The 1,943-nt window shown below is 66.6% G+C and carries 2 protein-coding genes and 1 pseudogene; 1 reads left to right on the top strand and 2 read right to left on the bottom strand.

Annotation, left to right across the window (positions count from 1 at the left end):
- Positions 1-211, bottom strand: a pseudogene (locus EN742_RS33445) (biotin transporter BioY); the annotation flags it as partial.
- A 111-nt stretch (positions 212-322) separates the two neighbouring features.
- Between EN742_RS33445 and EN742_RS33440 the strand changes: the two are divergent.
- Entirely contained in the window at positions 323-1,231 is a 909-nt protein-coding gene (locus EN742_RS33440; protein WP_127407630.1) for an MBL fold metallo-hydrolase, read from the top strand.
- Between the two features lie 3 nt (positions 1,232-1,234).
- Here the strand turns inward: EN742_RS33440 and EN742_RS33435 are convergent, their stop codons facing one another.
- On the bottom strand, positions 1,235-1,939 hold the full coding sequence (locus EN742_RS33435; protein WP_127407631.1) for a DUF1499 domain-containing protein: 705 nt from the start codon (positions 1,937-1,939) through the stop codon (positions 1,235-1,237).
- Between the last annotated feature and the right edge of the window lie 4 nt (positions 1,940-1,943).

Below are 1,943 nucleotides of genomic sequence, written 5' to 3'. Positions count from 1 at the left end.
CCTCGGCGTGGCCGAACGCCGATGCAATCAGCAACACGGCGAGCGTCTGCAGCGAGATGTCGACCGGGCCGAGCACGACTTTGGTCTTGGCCGATAGGGTCAGGAGCAGCGTGCCGGCAATCGCCAGCAGGAGCTGCGTCGCCAGCCGCGCCGCGCCCTTTTCAGGCAGTGCCAGAGAAACAAGCGGACGCATCGTTGCTGCAAGTGCCATGGTCATCCCATTCAAGCTGTCGCCGACATGCGGCCTCGCGTTTTCCTATATTGGCTTCCGTGTTATGCGGCAATCGCTTTTGCCGTCTCACGGAACGGAGCTTCGCGCCCCATGCCCCTCAAGTTCGACACGCGCTTCGATCCCGCTTACGGCAAGGCGGTGACCGTCGCGCCGGACGTGCAACGCCTCACCGCCAGAAACCCCAGTCCGTTCACCTTTCACGGAACCAATAGCTACTTGATAGGCCGCGAGACGCTCGCGGTGATCGATCCGGGACCTGACGACGACGCGCATCTACAGGCGCTGATCGAGGCGATCGGCGGCAGGCCGGTCAGCCATATCTTTGTCAGCCATACTCATCGCGACCATTCCCCGCTGGCGGCGCGGCTGAAGGAGCGCACCGGAGCGGCCGTGCTCGGCGAAGGCCCACACCGTCCGGCGCGGCCCTTGCGCATCGGCGAGGTCAACCCGCTCGATGCCAGCGCCGACACGGATTTCGTTCCAGATACCGCGCTCGCCAACGGTGCGCTGGTCCAGGGCGACGGCTGGGCGATCAGGACGGTGTTGACGCCGGGGCATGCCGCCAACCACGCGGCGTTCGCGCTCGAGGGAACAGGCATCCTGTTTTCCGCCGACCATGTCATGGCGTGGGCAACTTCCATCGTGGCGCCGCCCGACGGCGCCATGGCCGACTATATGGGCTCGCTCGACAAGTTGATCGAGCGCGACGACCGCGTGCTGCTGCCCGGCCATGGCGGGCCGGTAACCAAGCCGCGCAGCTTCATGCGCGGGCTGAAGGCGCATCGCAAGATGCGCGAGCGGGCGATCCTGGAACGCATCCGTGGCGGCGACCGCACGATCAAGGAGATGGTGGCGGCGATCTACCGCGACACCGACCCGCGCCTGCATGGCGCCGCCGGCCTGTCGGTGCTGGCGCATCTGGAGGACCTGGTGGCGCGCGGCCTGGTCAGCACCGGCGGCGACGCGGCCATTGACGGCATTTTCACCCCGGCCGGCTAGATCTCATTCGGCCGGCGCCGCCCCCACTTGCCCAGCCACTTCCTGATCGAGCTCGCCAAGGAAATCGACGATGCGGGCGGCGTTGTCGCCTAGGTCGTGGCGGCCGTAGCGGGAGGCTGAACGCATATCGACAATGACGGTGTTGCCGTCATCGGCGATGCGGATCGCGACATCGGCCGGCAGGCCCAGCACGAAACTCCTGGCCAGCGCGTTGATCGTCACCTCGCTTTGGCCGTCTGTTTCGGGATACGGCCCCTGCAGTTGCCAGTCGCGCCGGTCGAGCACGGTTTCCACCGCGTCGACCACGGTTTCGAACGGCAGATTGTAGCTGCGGCCGGTGACCAACGGATAGGCATCGCCTTGCAGCCGCTGCTCGCCGGGCGTGGGCGGCGAAAGCACATTCATGTCCGCCGTCCGGTCCGACGTGTCGAGCACCGGCGGATCGTCGAGATCGGTCGAAATGTCCCTGAGCGGCGGCGAGGTCGTCGCCCAGTAGGCGGCGACGCCGAAGGGAGCAAGCACCAGAAGCGCCAGCAGTGCGCCGACCGACAGATCGCGGCCGCCGCGATCGCCGAAGTTCCACAGCCTCGACAAGGCGAATCCGGCAAACAGCAGGGCGAAGGCGGCAAGCAGCGCCACGATCGCCAGAACCCACAGGAATACAGGCGTTTCGACGAGGTCGAGGCGATGGCCGACAAGCACGGTCAGGCTG

This window comes from Mesorhizobium sp. M4A.F.Ca.ET.020.02.1.1, from assembly GCF_004022645.1.
Classification (GTDB): Bacteria; Pseudomonadota; Alphaproteobacteria; order Rhizobiales; family Rhizobiaceae; genus Mesorhizobium.
This window is presented reverse-complemented; position numbering and strand designations above follow the sequence as displayed.